The sequence below is a fragment of the Methylotenera versatilis 301 genome (genome assembly GCF_000093025.1).
GTDB lineage: Bacteria > Pseudomonadota > Gammaproteobacteria > Burkholderiales > Methylophilaceae > Methylotenera > Methylotenera versatilis.
The window spans coordinates 794,945-812,247 of record NC_014207.1 but is presented as its reverse complement, the minus strand read 5'-3'; the positions used below and the strand labels follow the sequence as shown (position 1 = coordinate 812,247).

The 17,303-nt window shown below is 45.4% G+C and carries 6 protein-coding genes; 2 read left to right on the top strand and 4 right to left on the bottom strand.

Going from position 1 to position 17,303, the window contains the following annotated elements; all coding sequences use genetic code 11:
- Positions 1–207: 207 nt before the first annotated feature.
- Positions 208–9,684, bottom strand: coding sequence for a retention module-containing protein (locus tag M301_RS03715; protein ID WP_013147418.1), 9,477 nt, complete (start codon positions 9,682–9,684; stop codon positions 208–210).
- 382 nt (positions 9,685–10,066) lie between these two features.
- Here M301_RS03715 and M301_RS03710 point away from each other — a divergent pair, with 382 nt between their 5' ends.
- Both M301_RS03710 and M301_RS03705 read left to right on the top strand, forming a co-directional pair.
- Complete coding sequence (locus M301_RS03710; RefSeq protein ID WP_013147417.1) at positions 10,067–10,708, top strand: transglutaminase-like cysteine peptidase; 642 nt, start codon at positions 10,067–10,069, stop codon at positions 10,706–10,708.
- Positions 10,709–10,728: 20 nt separating this feature from the next.
- Complete coding sequence (locus tag M301_RS03705; RefSeq protein WP_013147416.1) at positions 10,729–12,678, top strand: bifunctional diguanylate cyclase/phosphodiesterase; 1,950 nt, start codon at positions 10,729–10,731, stop codon at positions 12,676–12,678.
- Between the two features lie 68 nt (positions 12,679–12,746).
- Here M301_RS03705 and M301_RS03700 read toward each other — a convergent pair whose 3' ends face one another.
- Genes M301_RS03700 through M301_RS03690 form a run of 3 tightly spaced genes read right to left on the bottom strand, consistent with a single transcriptional unit; the run spans position 12,747 to position 16,966 of the window.
- Positions 12,747–13,388: a response regulator transcription factor gene (locus M301_RS03700; protein ID WP_013147415.1), complete on the bottom strand. Its 642-nt coding sequence runs from the start codon at positions 13,386–13,388 to the stop codon at positions 12,747–12,749.
- Positions 13,389–14,801 carry an HlyD family type I secretion periplasmic adaptor subunit gene (locus tag M301_RS03695; RefSeq protein WP_013147414.1) on the bottom strand — a complete coding sequence of 471 codons (1,413 nt, stop codon included), beginning with the start codon at positions 14,799–14,801 and terminating at the stop codon, positions 13,389–13,391.
- Entirely contained in the window at positions 14,798–16,966 is a 2,169-nt protein-coding gene (locus M301_RS03690) for a type I secretion system permease/ATPase (protein WP_013147413.1), read from the bottom strand. The genes M301_RS03695 and M301_RS03690 overlap by 4 nt, the downstream gene beginning before the upstream one ends.
- Between the last annotated feature and the right edge of the window lie 337 nt (positions 16,967–17,303).

The window sequence follows — 17,303 nt, the reverse complement described above, 5'->3', positions numbered from 1 at the left end:
TTAAAATACCCTTTAAAATCAAAAAGTAAAATCACACCTAAAGAGTAGTTATCAATTTTTTACAATTAAAAAGGCCATGCATAAGCACGGCCTTTTTATGTTTAAAACGCTCATTTAAACTAATCGATAATAACTAGCTCATCACTAACAAAAAATGCGTTGAGGTGAGCGGCTACATTAAACATAATCCAACTCACTCCTAAACGACTAATCAACTACTAAAGTGCCATTTTTAAGCAAGGCTTGCAGAAGCTGCGTCTCATTGCCAGCTGTAGCCCCTGTTGCTGTGTAAAGATCGACCCCTTTGAATATAATGGTTTGATCCTCTTGACCAGCTACAAAGTTAGTCCCTGTTGCATTGGTACCATTAAAGTGGCCTGTAGAACTGATGTGCATTGTTGTCTGCAAGGTTGCACCAGACCCCGTCACAGCAAAGTCTAAATAATTGAGCAAGTTGCCAATTTGGGGTGTGCTTCCATTATTCACTTCTGTTGATTGCTCCCCCACTAATAAATCACGCAAATCAATGGAGTCACCATGAACATTACTTGAATCGATGAAAGTTTGACCGTTTACAACAATTGAACCTGCTGCGTTGTTAGCATAGGTAAAATCAGTAATCGTATCGACATTTGGTATGCCTATCGAGCCTTTATCACTCAGGTTCCACTCAAAAATATCATTGCCAGTGCCTCCGATAAGCGTGTCATTACCCTTTCCGCCTATCAGCCTGTCGTTACCAGCGCCGCCATCTAATATGTTATTACCATCATTACCTGTAATGCGGTTATCAGCAGCATTACCTGTCACATTGCTATTAAGACTTCCATTCAATAACACGTTCTCAATGTTAGGAACGAGATTCATATTATAAGTACCAACATTGTAGCCAGCATCTATCTCTACCGTGTCAACACCTTCACCGGCATTCTCAGTAATCACATCACCTGCACTGTCAATGCGGTAAATATCATCGCCTAAACCACCAATTAAAGTGTCGTTACCAGCGCCACCGACTAAAATATCATTACCATCACCACCATTAAGCGTATCGTTGCCAATGCCACCATCCAAGTAATCTGCCCCCCCATTACCAATCAATATATCATCCCCACCGAAGCCTTGAATATAATCTCGACCCTCGTTACCGACCAAGGTATTACCAGCACTATCGCCATCAAGAACTGAGCCAGTGCGAATTTCGTACTGCTGATTAGTTGAAGTTTCCACAATGTCTTGAATTCTAGTATCCGTAAGCGCTGGCGCAGTGCTATTTGAGAAAAATGCAACGCTATCAAGCGAGAACGGCACCCAAGTGCTACTGCTGGAAGGTTTAAAGTCAAACGTTAAATTGGCATTACCACCTTGCTCCCAGTACAGCAATTCAATAGAGGTAAGCCCACTAATAGCCTCACTTACTTCAACGTTGTTATAGATACGCACTGTAGGCGCTTGATTACCATCGTACTCAAGTAAGGTTTCACCACCGATTTTCAGCCTAAAACCATCATCGGCTATCACTCTAAAGTCATAGTTTCCGCGCTCTAGATACACAAAACCAGACATACGCAACATCGCATCAGTCGTTGTACCCAAACCAGTATTAATACCAACCGTAGTACCCGTTCCTGTTGGTGTACCAGTTTGCACCACTGCAGATGGAGCATCTTGATCAAGGAAATTGCTTAGTGCGCGAGTAGTACTTAGCGCTACACCATCCTCTGGCAATAAAGCGTTACCTGCGCCTTGTTTTTCATTTGAGCCCAAACTACTGTTTACCACTGGTGAAAGCCCATAGTTTAACGTTTTAACGTAGAACTGCACGTCAGCGGCATTTGATGCAGCCGATGCGTTAGTGCCAACTACATTTCCGCTACCGCCCATCGCTAAGTCACGTCCGTTAATAATCTTAGCAATGTCTTCTACAGAATCAAGGTTTGAAGTGGTTCCTAGCGTAGTAGCCGTAGTATCGTCAGCATGAACCCGGTTCCCCGCTGTCACCGTATCGTTATAGCCATAATATTCACCACTTAAACCAGAGGTTGCAATCAATTGAACATCTGGCGTATGCGCTGTAAAGTCGTACGAGCCACCCACTTGCACAGTAATAGTAGCGGTATCATAGCCACCGTTACCATCAGTGATTTTATAAGTAAACACATCATTAGCCGTTTGGCCATTCAGCAAGTTTTGAGTCGCGCCGCGTGTATTATCCAAGGTGTAGGTATAACTTCCATCTGCAGCAATTTGTAAGGTACCGTAAATACCGCTTACTGTTACAGGTGAACCTAAAGCTGCAGTACCTGCTGGTGCTGAAGCGCCAGCTGCAACGCCTGTTACCTGTAGAGGACTGCCTTCAACATCGGTATCAGCGACATTACCTGTACCGCCTGTAATAGCATTACCAGTTAAAGTGGTGATTGCAGTATCTTCGTACAATTTAACCACTGGCGCATCATCTTTTGCATCCGGTGGATTGTTAAAGGTAATGCTGTTGACTGCCACATTACTATTACTTGTACCGTCACTTACCACTACGCTAACAGTTCTAGTAATAGCGCTTGGGCTAGCAGCGTTATTATCAAACGTAATCGCCTGAATTGCTGTTTGATACTGCGCCAAGGTTCCACTGCCAGTTAACGTAATGGTATGTGCCGTCGCATCATAAGCGCTGGCAACAATACCACCAGGCATTGTTCCTGCAGCCAAGAAATCGCTGGCTTGTGCATTTGTGAGAGTGATTGTAGCGCTCGTAATCGCAGTTGAATCAATATCTGCAACAACCACACTCGTATGTGCAATTGAAACAGGCGTACCTGTTACTGTACTAAAGTAGCTAGCATAGCCAGTTCCTGCTGCCGTGGCATCTAAATCAATCGTTGGCGCTGCGTTGACTGCCACTGAAGTAATAGTAGTAATCGCCGTATTGCTGTTAGTAATGCCATCAGTTACCACAACACTTACACTACGCGCTAAGGTACTGGTAGAACTTGTATCGAAGCTAATAGCGCGGATTGCCGCTTGGTATTGCGCCAGTGTTGCCGTTCCACTTAAAGTAATAACACCTGTTGCAGAGTTATATACCGTTGCAGTAATACCAGAAGGTAATGTGCCCGCAACCAGTACATCAGCACCTTGCCTATTCGTTGCACTTAAGGTGATCGTTGCACCTGTAATCGCGGTTGAATCAGGGTCAGTAATAGTAATATCAGTATCAGCAATTGCCACTGGGTTACTAGTCACTGTACTGAACGTAGTTGCGTAAGCTGTGCCTGCAGCTGTGCTGTTATTACCATCTAAATCTAGCACTGGTGCATCGTTGACTGCAGTCACCGTTACGGTAGTAGTGGCTGTATTACTGTTACCAATACCATCATTCACTGTGACTGTAATAGTGCGTGCAGCACCTGTATAAGGATTGTCTGAAGTGCTTGAATAAGTCACCGCTTGAATTGCAGTGAGGTAATTTGCTTTAGTTGCGCTACCTGTTAAGGTCACCACGTTACCAGAGAGTGTGGCAGTAATACCCGCTGGCATAGCGCCAAATGACAACACATCACCTGCATACGGGTTGGTCAGCGTTATCGTTGCACTCACCATATTAGCTGAGTCAGCATCAGTAATGGTCACATCAGTATCAGCAATTGACACACCAGCTGCATTTTCAGTGTAGGTTCTAGCGAAGTTATTACCTGTAGCGCCACTACTATTATTAGCATCTAAATCAATGACTGGGCGAACCGTTGCATCGTCATTCAGAATCGTGCCCACACCTAAATTATCAGAAATAGTAGCGTTAGTTGCAGCACTTAAATTGACGTTAAAGGTTTCATCTGCTTCATTCACAGCATCATTAATAACAGTCACCGTAATAGTTTTAGTTGTCTCGCCTGGAGCAAAAGTCAACGTACCACTAGTAGCTGTATAGTCACTATTACCTGTAGTTGCCGTACCATTACTTGTAGCGTAGTTCACCGTAACCGTTTGGTAAGATGCATTTGATAACGTCACAGTAAAGACTCTAGTACCAACGTTTTCGTAAGCCGATACATCATTAATACTGATTGTAGGTTGGCTATCATTATCTGTAATCGTACCGACTGCAGTCACGTCACCTACCGTTAAATTGTAGGTTTCAGCTGGCTCAAACACTGTGTCATTGATCGTTGGTACAGTGACAGTAAAATTGGTTACGCCCGCTGGCACATTAAGTGCGCCATTTACCAAAGTGACACCATTACTGAATGTAGGAGCGGTACTAAAATCTGACCCAGGCGTTGCAGTAATTCCTGCTAAGTTGTAGGGTAAGGTGATTGACGAAGTAGTGGTTGCACTTAGTGTGACTGTATGAACCAAACTTGTACCCTCTGCCTGTGTCGCAGCAGTCACAGCACTTACTCCAACCACTGTGACAGATACGTTGGCAGTTTCTGTTGCGCCTCCACTAGTCACCGTGTAAGTAAAGTTAGGAACAGTACCTATAAAGTTTGTGGTTGGTGTAAACACAAGGTTACCCGCTACTAACTGTACACTACCATTCGTTACAGTGACAGCCGCACCACCATCCGTAACGGCTGAGCCATTCACAGCGGTAATAGTGTGTCCTGCATTTTCAAAGGTATCATTTGCATTCACATTAATGGTGATCGGACTATTTTTAACGGTCTGTGCACTATCCGCAGCAATATCTGCCACTGGCGTAATATTAATTGCCGTGGTATTTGTTGTAGTAAGTGCGCCACCAGATCCAGTATTTCCACCATCATTAGTTGCCATGGTCAGTGTAACTGAGCTAGTAGAATCAGCGACACCTTGCGTAAATATAGGTTGATTAGCTACTGCAGCTAAATACGCATTGATGTTAGCTACCGTACCTACCAGTTGTAAGCTACCTGTACCTGAACCAGACACAGTAACACTACCCGCAGTCGCAGCAACTAACGTACCTGTTGGAACTGACAAAGTCACTGTTACATTACTGCTACCAGCATCTACATCTGCAATGGATAAGCCAGTAAGCTTGATTGCAGCGTCTTCATTGCCAGTAATTGTCGTCATTGTATTGACTGGCGCGTCGTTCACTGGGGTCACGTTGATGGTGATGGTGTTCGCGCTTTGGTCGGTGTTTTGACCACCATTGGCAGTGCCGCCATTGTCCACCACTTGGAAGGTGAAGTTGGCACTGGCAGTGCTGTTGGCTGCTGGCGTGTACACCAGGGTGCCGAGGCTGCCAGCAGCAATGCTTTGACCAGCAGTGACGGCTACGCCGCCTAAGGTCAGGCTGCCGCTAGTCGGTAAGGTCGTGATGATCACCGCTTGTAGGCTGTTGGCTGGGCTGTCGTTAGGGTCTGTGAAGCCAAACTCGGCAGCGGTGAAGCTGTGTCCAGTGTCTTCTAGGGTGCTGATGGTGTTGTCGGTGCCCGCTGGCGCGTCGTTCACTGGGGTCACGTTGATGGTGATGGTGTTCGCGCTTTGGTCGGTGTTTTGACCACCATTGGCAGTGCCGCCATTGTCCACCACTTGGAAGGTGAAGTTGGCACTGGCAGTGCTGTTGGCTGCTGGCGTGTACACCAGGGTGCCGAGGCTGCCAGCAGCAATGCTTTGACCAGCAGTGACGGCTACGCCGCCTAAGGTCAGGCTGCCGCTAGTCGGTAAGGTCGTGATGATCACCGCTTGTAGGCTGTTGGCTGGGCTGTCGTTAGGGTCTGTGAAGCCAAACTCGGCAGCGGTGAAGCTGTGTCCAGTGTCTTCTAGGGTGCTGATGGTGTTGTCGGTGCCCGCTGGCGCGTCGTTCACTGGGGTCACGTTGATGGTGATGGTGTTCGCGCTTTGGTCGGTGTTTTGACCACCATTGGCAGTGCCGCCATTGTCCACCACTTGGAAGGTGAAGTTGGCACTGGCAGTGCTGTTGGCCGCTGGCGTGTACACCAGGGTGCCGAGGCTGCCAGCAGCAATGCTTTGACCAGCAGTGACGGCTACGCCGCCTAAGGTCAGGCTGCCGCTAGTCGGTAAGGTCGTGATGATCACCGCTTGTAGGCTGTTGGCTGGGCTGTCGTTAGGGTCTGTGAAGCCAAACTCGGCAGCGGTGAAGCTGTGTCCAGTGTCTTCTAGGGTGCTGATGGTGTTGTCGGTGCCCGCTGGCGCGTCGTTCACTGGGGTCACCGTGATCACCGCATTCGCCGGGCTAGTTGAAACCAAGCCTAAATTGTCTGTGACGGTGAATGGGATGGTGACCGTGCCGTTGAAATCCGCGGCGGGTACAAATTTAAGGCTGGCCGCTTGGACGGGCGTTAATATTGTTGCAGTCGTTACCGCAGTCACACCATCGGCTAAGAACAGTACACCTTGGTTGGATGGCGGTAAGCCGCTGACTTTGACACTGGCAACCGTACCATCAATGTCTGTACCGCTGAGGTTAACAGCTATGCTGACGCTGTCTTCCGGCGCGCTAATGGCGTAGGCCGTGGCAATCGGGGCATCGTTCACTGGGGTCACATCAATCGTGACTTTGTTAGGGGTTGCATCAAATCCACCAGCGTTGTCTTGTACGCTAAAGGTGAAGCTGGCGTAGGCTGCGCCATTGGCGTTAGCGACTGGGGTAAAGACGAGCTTACCTGCAGCGATATCCGCCGCAGAGATGATGTTGCCTGTGGCAACTGCCACGCCGTTAAGCGTCAGTGTGCCGTTAGTCGGTAGGCTGTCAATACGTACATTGGCTAAGCTTTGGCCGGCATCTGGGTCATTGAAGGCAAAGTCTGTCACATTTAATGTGAGCGTGGTGTCTTCGTCTATGATTTTAACAGTATCCGCACTGGTCGGCAGTGTGTTGTTGCCTACCGTGATGTTGACTGTACCAGTATCGGCTAAGCCGCCTGTCAGTTTATCTTGTACAACGTAATCAAAGCTGGCTGGTCCAGTGTAATTGTTATTTGGCGTGAAGGTGATGACGCCAGTGACACTAATATTAACCGTGCCATTGGGAACTCCGATCGTTTGCGCCGCGCCAGTGACAGCGACGCCGTTGATCGATTGTATCGTTAGCGTGTCGCCGTCTACGTCAGTGTCATTACCTAGTAAGTCAAGTGGTGCTGAGGTCGTGTTAATAGGCGTATTGGCGAAATCATCAACAGCAACCGGCGCGTCGTTCACTGGTGTCACTGGGTTGATTGTGACTGTCGCTGGGCTTGATGGTAAGCCTTGGTTGTCAGTCACGATGTAGGTGATCGGTGCAACCGGGCCGTTGTAGTTTAAGGTTGGGACGAACTGGATCGTCGCCGCTTGCGCTGGCGTTAATGGGGTGTTCAATGGGACCGCGACTGGTGGAGTGCCTGGCAGACCATCGTTGTCGTAGACTAATCTGCCTTGCGCCGGCGTCGGGCCTGCAGTAATGGTGTAGCTGGCAATGGTGCCGTCTACGTCGGTGCCTGATAACGGAACGTTAATCGTGGTGTCTTCTGTCGGCGTGATGCTGCCGTTAGCCGCTATCGGTGCATCGTTCACTGATGTCACCGTGATCACCGCATTCGCCGGGCTAGTTGAAACCAAGCCTAAATTGTCTGTGACGGTGAATGGGATGGTGACCGTGCCGTTGAAATCCGCGGCGGGTACAAATTTAAGGCTGGCCGCTTGGACGGGCGTTAATATTGTTGCAGTCGTTACCGCAGTCACACCATCGGCTAAGAACAGTACACCTTGGTTGGATGGCGGTAAGCCGCTGACTTTGACACTGGCAACCGTACCATCAATGTCTGTACCGCTGAGGTTAACAGCTATGCTGACGCTGTCTTCCGGCGCGCTAATGGCGTAGGCCGTGGCAATCGGGGCATCGTTCACTGGGGTCACATCAATCGTGACTTTGTTAGGGGTTGCATCAAATCCACCAGCGTTGTCTTGTACGCTAAAGGTGAAGCTGGCGTAGGCTGCGCCATTGGCGTTAGCGACTGGGGTAAAGACGAGCTTACCTGCAGCGATATCCGCCGCAGAGATGATGTTGCCTGTGGCAACTGCCACGCCGTTAAGCGTCAGTGTGCCGTTAGTCGGTAGGCTGTCAATACGTACATTGGCTAAGCTTTGGCCGGCATCTGGGTCATTGAAGGCAAAGTCTGTCACATTTAATGTGAGCGTGGTGTCTTCGTCTATGATTTTAACAGTATCCGCACTGGTCGGCAGTGTGTTGTTGCCTACCGTGATGTTGACTGTACCAGTATCGGCTAAGCCGCCTGTCAGTTTATCTTGTACAACGTAATCAAAGCTGGCTGGTCCAGTGTAATTGTTATTTGGCGTGAAGGTGATGACGCCAGTGACACTAATATTAACCGTGCCATTGGGAACTCCGATCGTTTGCGCCGCGCCAGTGACAGCGACGCCGTTGATCGATTGTATCGTTAGCGTGTCGCCGTCTACGTCAGTGTCATTACCTAGTAAGTCAAGTGGTGCTGAGGTCGTGTTAATAGGCGTATTGGCGAAATCATCAACAGCAACCGGCGCGTCGTTCACTGGTGTCACTGGGTTGATTGTGACTGTCGCTGGGCTTGATGGTAAGCCTTGGTTGTCAGTCACGATGTAGGTGATCGGTGCAACCGGGCCGTTGTAGTTTAAGGTTGGGACGAACTGGATCGTCGCCGCTTGCGCTGGCGTTAATGGGGTGTTCAATGGGACCGCGACTGGTGGAGTGCCTGGCAGACCATCGTTGTCGTAGACTAATCTGCCTTGCGCCGGCGTCGGGCCTGCAGTAATGGTGTAGCTGGCAATGGTGCCGTCTACGTCGGTGCCTGATAACGGAACGTTAATCGTGGTGTCTTCTGTCGGCGTGATGCTGCCGTTAGCCGCTATCGGTGCATCGTTCACTGATGTCACCGTGATCGGTGTTGTAGCCACAGGTGAAACCGCACCCTGATTATCCGTTACAATAAATGGAATATTAACAGTACCATTGAAATTAGATGTTGGGTGGAATACCAAACTAGCAGCCTCAGCTGGAGTAAGGGGTGCACCCGCAACTACAGGAGTACCATCAGCTTTAGTCAACACACCTTGGCTAGTTAACGGTAAAGTTGTGACAGATACTGAGGCAACGGTACCATCCGAGTCTGTACCCGACAAATTAACAACAATATCGCCACCATCTTCAGCACCTGTCGCTGGCGTTATCACGCCTACTGGCGCTGCGTTTGCCGTGCCTGTTGCACCAGAGTTATTGAGACCATATCTATCATCATCCTGAGCCGCAGTTGGATCAGCCGTTACTCTGCCATCAGTATCGTACTCATAGGCAAACTTGAATCTATTTAGATCATCATTAATTCTTAGTAAGTTAACAAAGTCAAAACCGTGAATAGTAAACGTACCATTACCGGCAGCAGTTTCTTCTAAGACATCATTAATGTCTTGACCGCCTTCAATGGCTTTAATGACCGTATCAATGGTTGCTACATTCACTGCGCTGTCTAAGGCATCTGGCGCAATCAGGTTAGTCAGCTCAGGCGTAAAGGCGACCAGTTGCTCGGCAGCAATATGTATCACTCGGCCATTAGACAGCTCCAAATCAACAAACACGCCCTTCCCTGTTTGGATTGCGTCGCTAGACTGTATTTGATCACCTAAATGCAGGTCACGCTTAGCACCATTATCTGAAAGTGCTACTGCTGTGCCTGTCATTGCTACGATTTTACCGATGATTGCCATGATTACGTCCTAAATTAACTCTTAATTGATTGTGAATACTTCAAAGTCTAATGCTTAAAATTAACTTGCTTTATTTTTCTTACATACTTTTTCTACAATCGCATTAAACATGCTTTTTCACTATAAATATATTGTACTAATGGCCAATAACAATGCAGGGAAAATACACTTGCTAAAGCCTTCAATATAGAAAAGCCACACAAATACCATCTTCATTAAAAGATGTCGCCATTACCAATAACGCCATAATTAAGTGTATCTTGATACCAATGATCAAATATTTATATACTAACCACCGCATATAGATAGCCATGGAGCGCTAGTTATCTCGGGTTTTATCAAAAATTCAGTTGCATTTACCCGGCCTATCAACTTAATTGCATTGATTGCATTGGTATTTTTCTGCGTTACTGGCATTTACGCAGCCAGTTGCGACTTCAACAAACTAAGTAGCCTAGCTAAACAAAGATATGGCGACGAGGCGTATCAAGATGTAGTAGAGCTTCAACAATTAATCACACAATTAAAAACCGCGACCGAGGCGGAAAAACTCAAGCAGATAAACGATTTCTTTAACCGGAAAATCAATTATGCAGAAGATATAGACTTGTGGGGAAAGTCAGACTATTGGGCAACGCCTTTAGAGGCAATCGGTCGTCAAGCTGGCGATTGCGAAGATTACAGCATTGCCAAATATGTGTTTTTAAAAGTATTAAATGTGCCTAATGACAAACTCAGACTCACTTACGTGCGTGCTGAGTTAAACTTTGATGGCATCAGAACAGTGCGGGCACACATGGTACTGAGCTACTACCCCACGCCGCAATCTACTCCGCTCATTTTAGATAGTTTAAAACCAGAAATTTTACCAGCGTCCAGCAGACCCGATTTAACGCCAATTTTTAGCTTTAATGACAAGGGTATTTGGGTCGGTTCAAGCAGCAAACCCAAGGGCGAAGCAACTTCTCACCTCTCCAAATGGCTGGATGTGCTAACACGCATGCAAGCGGATGGAATAGAATAATCAAAAGCAAGGATATTAAAATGTCACTGATAAAACAACTTTGGTTAGCAATCATATTTATACTCATACTCGCCAGTGGTGGCAGCTTTGTATTAAGCACACTATCGAGTAAAAATTATTTAGAAGAGCAATTGCAGCTCAAGAACCTTGATAACGCGACATCGCTGGCATTATCCATATCCCAAATGCAAAAAGATGCAACGACGATAGACTTGCTCATTTCCGCGCAATTTGATTCTGGTCACTATCGTTATATCGGCTTATTTGACCCTAACGGGAAGATGATCAGCGAACGTGTTAACGCCAATAGTAAAACCAAAGCACCCTCTTGGTTTACCAAGCTGATCCCAATTAAAGCGCAAGCAGGCGTTGCTGAGGTGCAAGATGGCTGGAAGCAATTCGGCTCAATCACTTTGGAAAGCGACTCTAATTTTGCCTACGATAAACTTTGGGATACCACCATAGAAATCGCGCTTTGGGCGTCGCTTATAGGCTTACTAGCCTGCTACGGTGGCGGCAAAATTTTAGAGAAAATCTTAAGTCCGTTGGATGATGTTGTGAATCAAGCCAAGGCAATTGGTGAGAATCGCTTCATCAGCATCACCGAACCAAAAACTACTGAATTTAAAGCAGTCGTCAATGCGATGAATAGCCTTTCTAATCGCATTAAAAACACCGTGACAGAAGAGTCATCTCGACTAGAGGAGTTACGTTACCAAGCTAACTTTGAGCCAATTACGGGGTTGATGAATTTCGACTATTTTATCCGTAGAGTGAACGCCAGTATTAGCCATGAAGAAACTTTTAGCTCAGGTATTTTGATTGTTACAAGACTCGCTAATTTAGCACTGATTGATCAAACACTCGGCCATCAGGAAACCAATACACTGTTAAAAAGAATAGGTGAGGCTTTGGATAATGAGTGTAAAAACCATTCACACCTTTATGCAGCGCGGTTAACAGGCACAGATTTCGGCATATTCTGCACTCGTCCATTGGATACGGATACGCTGGGCTTGCAAATTAAAGAACTGCTAATCAATGTAAGCCAAACAAAGCAGGAGACTTTGAGTGCTAACTTCTTGACCGTAGCGATTAATGTCACAAAATCAGACACAGCAGAGAATCTTGTTTCTATTTTAGAAGCAGCAGAAAAATTCATCTCGTTTATTGATAGCGTGGTTGATAAAGTAAATATTCAACACAGAAATACGCTGCATGTAATAAATCATAACGATCTCGTACAATATCGGAAAAATGACCAAGAAAATTGGAAAAAATTGCTCACATCTGCCCTAGATAACAGAAGAATCAGGCTTGAGCCTTACCCTGTCATCAATCAAAATGGTCAGTTAATTCATAATGAAAGCCCAGTCAGACTTCAGCTAGAGCCTAACGGCAAATGGTATTCTGCGGGCGAATTTATTACATGGGCAACGCAGCTTAATTTAATGAGCCGAGTAGATGAGTTAGTCTTAGAAACCGCACTAGGAAAGCTCGCTACGGGCACAGAATCTATCGGCCTGAATCTTTCAGCCAGCGCCATTTGCAACCCTGAGTTTATTGAAAAAACCTGCAAGTTGATTAAATTAAATATAAGCGTAGCCAGCCGCCTATATTTTGAGGTTCCTGAAAAAAGCGCTTTCGAATTCTCGGCTGAGTTCCGCCATTTTTGCAATCAGGTAAAACCATTAGGCTGTAAAGTTGGCATAGAACACGTAGGCACACATATTGCTCGCCTTGGTGAACTACATGACGTGGGCTTAGATTACATTAAAATTGATGTATCAATCATTAAGGATATTGATAGCAATGAAGGCAACAAAACACTGTTAAGAGGCTTATGCATGATTGCTCACTCTATTGGCGTAATCGCAATTGCCGAGGGCGTGCAAACCATTGATGAACAGACGACATTAAAACAAATTGGGATCGATGGCATGACAGGGCCAGGGATTCATATCGCTTAAAGCATTAAGCCAAGCAACATTGACCCACCTTAATTCGCACAGGGCCGTGCGAATTAACTCACTCAAGCTTAGTGTTTGTAATTACCGTTAAGCATCAACGCTAATTGCAGTCTGTCTTTAGCTCTTAATCGTTCAAAAGTAGAAGCTAGATGTGCCTTTACCGTTCGTTCAGTGATGCTCAAAATTCTAGCAATCTCTTTATTGCTAGATCCTTTTGCTGCCTCTAAAGCCACTTCTTTTTCACGTTTTGTCAGCTTACCTAATAAAGTATCAACTTGTTCAGGGCGATTAGTCACTAACTTTGTAGAGGTCTCGATTAAGGCCTGAAGAATATCTTGTCCCACCCACAAGCCGCCATGGCTGATGACTGCTTTAATCTCTTTAAGTACCGCAGGCGCTATATGCGCATGACAATAGCCCATTGCACCTAGTTTTAAAGCATGGATAGACTCAGCATGGTTTGGCACATTGGCAAGTACTACAATCTTTGCACCTTGATGGTTTTTCATAATAGCCGCAATAGTATTTTCCATCCATTGCTGGCGATCTTCATTCATGTGCAACCAAAAGATACAAGATTCGGCGGCTTTGCTCTTTGTGGCTACGCGCTCAAGAACTTCTGGCACGATGGCAGCTAATGTAGATTTAGGAAATGCTTTAGTCCAACTGTCTATACCGGCAGGCAATTTTGTAATGAAAATATCCTGCATTTATCTCTCACTAAATGCGTATGATTTTGCCTTTAATACCGGCTTAAGCAAGTATGAAAGTACCGTCTTCTTACCCGTCATAATGTCTACCTGAGCCACCATACCAGGAATAATCGGCAAGCCTTTACCTAAGCTAGACTTTAAGGTGCGTACTCTCACAACGTAATAAGCATTACCTTTTTCATCGACAATCGAGTTAGCTGAAATGCTTTCCACCTTTGCATCGAGCGCACCGTATATGCTGTAGTCATAAGCAGTTAGCTTAACCACTGCAGGTTGTTCTAATCGAATAAACGCAATATCTTTGATTTGAATTTTAGTTTCTAATATTAGTGCTTCGTCGGTAGGCACTACTTCTAGCACCTCTTTACCTGGCTGTATCACGCCTCCAACAGTATTGAAGAATAAGCGACTGACTTTACCATTAACAGGTGATTTTAAGGTTGCTTGATTGACTTTATCGGTCAGCCCTACGCTCGTTTCAGTGATGCTATTCAGGCGCGCTGTGATGTCATTAAGTTCAGTACGCACTTTGCTTTTAAAGGTTTGATCAACTTCCGTCACTTTACGTCTTGCCTCACCGATTGAGGATTCAATACGGCTAATTTGCGCACGTGCTTGGTCAATATCACCTTTAGCTTTGGTGGACTCTCTTTCTAGTTTAAGTATGTCGATTTCAGAAACAGCACCGCTTGCCAATAAAGGTCTATTTGCAGCCAATTCTTTAGTCGCAGACTCATAATTCTTTTCTGCGACTTCTTTACGATACTGCACTTCGATTAACTCTTTCTCTCTCTGATCCATTTGATCGCGAGCGATACTAATGGTGGACTGCAACTCTTCTTTACTAGAAATATACAAAGCATATTCTTGGTCGTAAGTTTGCGGCGCATTCATTTGTACCTGTTTTGGCGGATTAAATGCTGTACCTTCAGCTAAGGCAGTCAGCCTAGACTGCTTTGCCAATAACGCTAAATACTGGGTTTGATTTTCTCTTAATGATGAAACAGCCCGCGTTTCATCAATGCGAATCAGTGGCGTACCAACCTTAACAGCTTGTCCTTCAGCCACCAATATTTCAGAAACAATGCCTCCATCCAAAGACTGAATTACTTGCACTTGCTTAGAAGGAATCACCCGACCTTCGCCGCGCGTCACTTCATCCACTTTTGCAAAAAATGCCCAAATGATTAACACTGCTAAGGCTGCCGCAATGCTATACAACAGCACCTTTGCTCTTAGTGGTGTCTGTTCTAAAATCGCCAAATCGGCTTCGTCATCCCAATGCAAATCTTCTCTAGTTTCAGTGGGTGCCATTTTATCTAATAGATGATAAATAGGCTTAGTAAGCCACGTTTGCTTTTTGAAAGCTTCGTTTAGCTGACCGATTCTTTTAAATAGATTTTCACTCATAGTGCTTTACCTACTTTGCCACTGCGTAACGCTTCCGTCACTTGTTCTTTAGGTCCATCTGCCACAATTCGGCCAGAATCAATCACAATAATACGATCAACCAAATCATATAAAGCGGAACGGTGAGAAATTAATACCAACGTTTTATTCTTGGTAGCCTCTACAAGGCGGCGCTTAATCGCATCTTCACCCGAGTGATCCATCGCACTGGTTGGCTCATCTAACAACAATATTGCAGGATTACCAATCAACGCCCTAGCGATACCAACACCTTGGCGCTGACCGCCAGATAAGGTTTCGCCACGCTCACCAATCTGCATATCAAAACCTTTAGGATGTGCATTAATGAACTCATCAATACCACCCACATGCGCCGCTGCAAGTACTGCAGCATCGTCGACGTGTTGTGCTGAAATGGTTAAGTTATCGCGCATCGTGCCATAAAACAAATGCGTATCCTGTTGCACATAGCCTACACATCGTCTCAATTCAGCCGGATCAATTTGGCGCGCATCAATGCCATCCACCAAAATTGCACCTGCTGTCGGCTGATATAAACCCAGCATCAATTTATGTATGGTTGATTTACCAGAGCCCATGCGACCTAGCAAAGCCACATGCTCGCCCGCTTTAATTTTGAATGACACTTTTGTCAGCGCATCTTGCTCGCTACCTGGATAGCTAAAACTCACTTCCCTGAATTCAATATTGCCAGTAAAGGCTGGGCGCGATAAAAACTTAGCATCCAATGGACGCTCTAGTGGGCGCTTCATAATCTCATCTAATGATGTCAGTGCAGTTGCCGCATTATGATATTGCGTTAACAAACCCGCTGTTTGTGCGATGGGTACTAACGCGCGCGAAGCCAGCATCGTGCAGGCAATCAAGCCCCCCATCGTTAAATCGCCATTCACTACTAAATAAACACCTAGCACCACAAGTGAAATGTTAATCAACTGCTGAATCGTGCTTGCGCCGTTGTTGATAGATGAAGATAGCAATCTTAACTTGCTCGATACTTCAGTGAGAAAGTGCGCGCTATGTTCCCATTTACGCTGCATTTGCCCTTCAATGCCTAAAGCTTTCACCGTTTCAAGGCCCACCAGACTTTCAATCAATGTAGCGTTTCTAATAGCACTTGCGCGATACATGGTTTCAGAAAGCTCATGCATTTTAGTTTGCACGCTAAATGAGTACACTAAAATCAAAACCGCTCCCAAAATCACAGGAATAATCATATATGGAGAAATCCAAGCCATCACCACAATAAAAATCAGGCCAAATGGAATATCAATAAGCGTTGTAATTGTGGCAGATGTGATGAAATCACGAACAGTTTCAAACGAGCGTAAATTAGAAGCGAAAGAGCCTACAGAGTTAGGTCTTTGCTCAAGACGTATGCCTAGCACTTGCTCCATGATGCGTGCAGTAAGCTTCACATCGACTCGTGTACTCGCCCAATCAAGGAAGTAACCACGCAAGGTTCTGAGAATTAAATCACCAATAATCATCAGCGAAATACCAATCGCCATCACCCATAAAGTCTCAACAGCGCGATTCGGCACAACACGGTCATATACATTCATCGTGAATAATGGCATCGCCAAAGCGAACATATTCACCACAAAAGCAGCCACCATAATGTCACGGTAAATACGACTATTCTCTGCCAACGTACCCCAAAACCAATGACGTAATCTAACTTTTCCAACAATAGGCGCACGCTGATCAAACGCATATTTAGCTTTTGCTACAATGTAATAGCCTGAACAACGCTCTTCTAACTCATTAATTGCAATCGATATTTCCGCATCACCGAGTTCAGGAAAAATCACATTCGCTTTATTTTCACTGAAATCTAGCTTGGTCAAAACGCAAGCTTCTTCATCTTTCAACAATAAAATCGCAGGCAAAAACTCTGAACGAATTTTATCAATCGGTTTTTTTAACATAGTGACAGCTAGGTTAACACGCTCAGCTGAACGCTTAACTAGCGTAGGCGTCATTTTACCGTCACGTAACGGCAACCCTGAAATCAAGGCATCTTTGGAAGTGGCAACATTTTGAATACGGCAAATAAGTACAAGGCTATCTAACAAGGTATCAACAACACCTATATTTTCACCTTTAACATTTTCAATTTGAGTTAAGTTCTCAGCACTCATGTTTTTCCCTGTTAATCGTCACGCCCAAAAACCGATTGTACTACTTGTTCTATAAATCATACTTTTTCAAAAAAAGTCACATCACATAAAGCGAACAGCAAGTTTAATGCCAAACAGGCGCAAGCTGTATAAAAATGAACTGCAATGGCGGTTTTATTGGTGGAAATTTACATAGCTTTACATATTTGCAAGCGACTAAAGCTAATATTTATTAGATTAAAAATTAGAATCACGAGCAAAATATAGCGCAATAGCCAAAGATTAAATCTCTAGCTTAAGAGGTCTTTATGGGCTAATTTGGGAGTTTTATTACAAGAGTAAATTCAATCTATAGCTA